This window comes from Sutterella parvirubra YIT 11816 (genome assembly GCF_000250875.1).
Classification (GTDB): Bacteria; Pseudomonadota; Gammaproteobacteria; order Burkholderiales; family Burkholderiaceae_F; genus Sutterella; species Sutterella parvirubra.
In genome coordinates this window covers 1-4,788 of the sequence record NZ_JH604907.1, presented here as the reverse complement: position 1 = coordinate 4,788, position 4,788 = coordinate 1, and the positions used below count along the sequence as shown (strand labels likewise).

Here is a 4,788-nt window from a genome sequence, read left to right as displayed (position 1 = left end):
CAGAAAGGGCCCCGGTGAAGAGGTTCCTATTACCGGTATCTAGACGAAAAGAACTATCCAAACTACTGACGAAGTGGCAGAATCATCCCGACGGCCCGTGCTGTTGATCCTAGGACCCTGCCCGGCGTCGGGTGCTCGTGAGAGCCCCGACGCTTGGTCCGAGGGACGCAGATGGACGGGCGCAGTGAAGAAGCCTGCGCGTCATGAGCCATGAGCGTGGGTGTTTCCATATTCACGAGAGAGGAGACCACCACTGTGAAGAACCTCACGAAGATCATCGTGTCGGCGGGCCTTGCCGCCGGCCTCGCCGCGGCGGCGCTCACCGCATCCGCCGCGGAAACCTGGTCACGCCGCCCGACGTTGGAAGTGAAGGCCAATCCCGGCTCCGACTACCTCGGCACGCTCGACATCGCCTCGCCCGTCACCGTGCTCGAAAAGAAGAACGGGATGGCGAAGGTCCGCATCGACGGGTGGTCGCTCAAAGAGTATCCGTCCCAAATCTTCCAGGAAGCAGGCCTTCGCATCGAGTACGCGTCCTTCGACGAAGAGAAGGCCGTGAAGCTCAATGCCAAGGGCGGCGAGAAGACCGTCCAGGGGAACGTCTGGCAGAAGTCCTCGGCCGAAGGCTGGGTGCCGGAAGCGTCCTTGACGAAGGATCTCGACGCCCTCTGGAAGGCGGGCGCCGCGCGTCATGCGGACGCCTGTTCGTCCTGCCACGGTGCGCCCAAGCCCGAGCACTTCACCGCGAACCAGTGGTCGAGCCAGCTCCCGGTGCGGGGCGGCCGTACGGGCCACACGCGCCGCGGGAACAACGCGCTGATGTTCAAGTGGTTGCAGGCGCACGCGAAGCCGATGTAAGGCGGCCGCATTCCTCCCAACCACGGAACACATCCAGACCACGGACACCACGGTCGGCAGCACGGCCCGAGGCCTGCCCGCATCCCCACGACGGGGTGAGCGGGCGGGGGGACGACTGAGCGGCTCCTCTCCCTTCGCGAGAGTTGAGCGCTCTCCGTTTCCGCCGCTTGGCCGCCTTCACTGAGCCGTCATCGGCCTCCGAACCGAGCCGACCACCCAAGCAAGGAATATCACCATGAGCATCAACCGCCGAAATCTCTTCAAGCTCGGCACCGCCGCGGGGCTGCTCCCCGCGGGCGCCGTCTTCGCAGCCCCGGCCGGGAAGAACCTCACCGCCGCCGCGACCGAAACCGCCGCCGAAGCCGCCTCGGGCATCAAGACGTTGAAGGGCGGCGTCACCATGGGTGCGCCGCTCCCGGGCATCTCCGAGCTCGACCTCTCGAAGACCTTTGAGCCCGGGAAGTCCGTCCTGAACGACGGCGTCGTCATGAACGCCTCCCACTGGGGCATCGGGCGCGTCCACGTGAAGGGCGGGCGCATCGAGCGCATCGAACCCTTCGAGAAGGACCACGCTCCCTCGATGCAGCTCCAGGGGATCGCGCAGCAGCCCTACAACCGCGCCCGCATCCGCTATCCGATGGTGCGTGAGAGCTACTTGAAGAAGGGTTGGAAGGCGGGCGGCGAAGGCCGCGGCAAGGAACCCTTCGTGCGCGTCTCCTGGGAGACCGCGGCGAAGTTGGTCGCCGACGAATTGAAGCGCGTGCGCGAAACCTACGGTCCCACCGCGATCTACGGGGGCTCGTACGGTTGGATGAGCCCGGGCGCGGTCGGGAACGCCAGGAATCTGCTGCAGCGCGTCCTGAACCTCAACGGCGGCTTCACGGGCGGCATCGGCGACTACTCGACCGGCTGCGCGCAGGTGATCCTTCCCTACGTGATCGGCTCGAACGGCGTCTACGAACAGGTGACGAGCTGGAACCTCATCACGGACCGCACCGAACTGATCGTCCTCTGGGGCGCGGACCCCACGATCACGAACGACATCGACTGGGCGACGACCGTGCACGAAAACGCCGAAGGCTTCCGCCGCGTGAAGGAAGCCGGGATCAAGGTCGTGGCGGTGAATCCGTTGAAGCCCGACACCGCGGAATTCTTCGGCGACGCCGCCCGTTGGATCGCGCCGCGCCCCGGCACCGACGTCGCGATGATGCTCGCGATGGCGTACGAACTTGAAACCTCCGGCAAGGCCGACCGCGAGTTCATCCGCAAGTACACGGTGGGCTACGACAAGTTCCGTCCGTATCTCCTCGGCGAAACCGACGGCGTCAAGAAGACCCCCGAATGGGCCGAAGGCGTCTGCGGCGTGAAGGCCGCGGACATCCGTTGGCTCGTGAACGAAATGCAGACGAAGCGCACGATGCTGATGGGCGGCTGGGGGATCCAGCGCGCGCAGCACGGCGAGCAGGTCCACTGGATGATGGTGGTGCTCTCCGCGATGCTGGGCCAGATCGGCCTACCGGGCGGCGGGTTCGGCTTCACGTACCACTACTCGAACGGCGGCGCGGCCACGTCCGAAGCCCCGGCGCTCCCCGGCATCTCCGCGAACCCGCGGGGCGGGAGCAGCGGCTTGAAGTGGGAAGGCGCGAGCCTCGTCTCGATCCCGCTCGCGCGCTTCACGGAGTGCTTCCTGAACCCTGGGAAGACGATCGACCACAACGGCACCAAGATCACGTATCCGGACATCCGTCTCGTCTTCTGGTCGGGCGGGAATCCGTTCGCGCAGCAGGAAGACACGAACGGGTTGCTCAAGGCCTGGAAGAAGCCCGAAACGACGATCGTCTGCGACTCGATGTGGACCGCTTCGGCGCGCCACGCCGACATCGTGCTTCCGGCCTGCACGAGCTTGGAGCGAAACGACATCACCGCCGTGGGGTCCTACTCGAACTTGGGCTACGTCGCCATGCACCAAGCGATCCTCCCGCAGTACGAGTCGAAGAGCGACTACGAGATCTACCGCCTCATCGCCCGAGAGATGGGGTTTGAAAAGGACTACACGGAAGGCTTGGACGAAATGGGCTGGGTGAAGCGCTTCTACGACGCCGCGAAGCTCGAAGCCGCGCAGGGCGGCTACGAAATGCCCGCGTTCGAAGACTTCTGGAAGGCGGGCTGGGTGTGGTTCCCGGTGCTCTCCGACTCCGAGCACTACAACTACTTCGGCGACTTCCGCAAGAACCCGATCGTGAACCCCTTGGGGACCGCTTCCGGCAAGATCGAGATCTTCTCGGAAAAGGTGGCATCCTACGGCTACGACGACTGCCCGGGGCATCCCACGTGGATGGAACCCACTGAGTGGCTGGGCGGCAAGATCGCGAAGGACTACCCGTTTGCGCTTTTGACGAGCAAGAGCCGCTACCGCCTCCACTCCCAGTTGGATTCGACCGAATCCCACAACTTCACGGACGTCGAGGACCGCGAACCCGTGTGGATGCACCCCGACGCCGCGAAGAAGCTCGGCGTCGCCACGGGCGACGTCGTGAAGGTGGAGAGCCGCCGCGGGAAGGTTCTGGCGGGCGTGATCGTCACCGAGCGCGTGCGCCCCGACACGGTCGTCATCCGCCACGGCGCCTGGTACGACCCTGAAAAGCAGGGCGAAGTGGGCACCCTGGACGTCCACGGCTGCGACAACGTCCTCACGATCGACATCCCCTCCTCGAAGCTCGCGAACGGCAACGTCGCGAACTCGAGCCAGGTGCGGATCGAGAAGTTCACGGGTGAACTCCCGCGCGTGCGCGTCTGGGAGCAGCCGCGCACGGTGCGGGGCTGAGGGACGACCGGCCGCTGAGATCCGATGACGCCCTCCGGGAGCTTTTGAGAGCGGCTCCCGGGGGCGTCTGAGGGATCAGCCCACAGGCCCGGCCGGAGACGAACGTCGGCCGGGCGCCGATCGGAACGGGGAGGAAGCTGAGCAGGCTTCCTCCCCTTCGTCTTGGTGTCGGGAACGCGCACGCAGACGAACGGTCAGCCGCTCGAAGAACAAAGCCCGGCCGCAGAGTCGGCGACCTCCCTGTTCGGGCACCTCAACGTCGCCCAGTTCTCGCAGTCGACGGACCGGATCGTCAGAAAGCCCGCCTGAGTCAGCAGCACTCGGGCGTCAAGGGCTTCCTGTCCAAAAGATGCGTGATCCTGAGCGCGGCGGCGAGCTCTTCGGTGGTCTTCCCCGACGCGTTGTGCACGGGGCGGCCGCCCACCTTCACGGGGAACTCGAGGTTCTCGCGGACGGTGAGGTGGGGAAGAAGCCGGTGCGTCTGGAAGACGTACCTGATCCCGCGCTCGTGCACGGGAAGGTGGATGCCTTTCTCCGTGTCGGTGAAGACGACGTCGCCCACGGCGGCGAAACCTTTGTCGGGGCGGATGCGGCCTGCGAGGAGGTCCGCGATGGTGGTTTTGCCCGAGCCCGAGTCGCCGCGCAGCACCGTGATCCCGTCCGCGGGAATCCGCGCCTCGAGGTCGAGCGCCATGGCGCCGCGCCGGGTTTGAAAGCGGAAGGTGAGCTCGCGGCTCATGAGGGAAGTGCGGACGGACCGGTTGGGTTGGGGCGAAGGGTTGGGAGAGCTTCGGGACCTCGGAAAAGAGGCCTCCGGAAAGCGCTATTCCGATTCTGCATAACGCTAGGTAAAAAGCCATACCTCCAATGGGGAGGGCCCGAGCATGGTGGATCGTTTTGCGGCGGGGTGACCTCCGGCGCCTGCGGGGGCCTCGCCGTGTCATGGCCTCAAGAATCCTACGTTCTTCACCGTAGGTATTAGATCCCTAGTCCGAAGATCTACTCCGGGAGGAGAATTTCTCCTATGGACCGGGGAGGCTCAAGCCCTCAAAAACCGCTGAGCCGCAGGCCTCCCGGGCATTCCGAAGACTATGAAGAGCCTTGCC

The 4,788-nt window shown here is 65.3% G+C and carries 3 protein-coding genes; 2 read left to right on the top strand and 1 reads right to left on the bottom strand.

Going from position 1 to position 4,788, the window contains the following annotated elements; all coding sequences use genetic code 11:
- The first annotated feature begins 255 nt into the window (after positions 1-255).
- A complete protein-coding gene (locus HMPREF9440_RS02805) occupies positions 256-858 on the top strand; it encodes a hypothetical protein (protein ID WP_040763330.1) in 603 nt (200 codons plus the stop codon).
- A 235-nt stretch (positions 859-1,093) separates the two neighbouring features.
- Positions 1,094-3,682 carry a molybdopterin guanine dinucleotide-containing S/N-oxide reductase gene (locus tag HMPREF9440_RS02800; RefSeq protein ID WP_008541300.1) on the top strand — a complete coding sequence of 863 codons (2,589 nt, stop codon included), beginning with the start codon at positions 1,094-1,096 and terminating at the stop codon, positions 3,680-3,682.
- A gap of 310 nt (positions 3,683-3,992) precedes the next feature.
- On the opposite strand, the gene HMPREF9440_RS02795 is transcribed toward HMPREF9440_RS02800, so the two are convergent.
- Complete coding sequence (locus HMPREF9440_RS02795; RefSeq protein WP_008541296.1) at positions 3,993-4,421, bottom strand: ATP-binding cassette domain-containing protein; 429 nt, start codon at positions 4,419-4,421, stop codon at positions 3,993-3,995.
- Positions 4,422-4,788 lie beyond the last annotated feature (367 nt).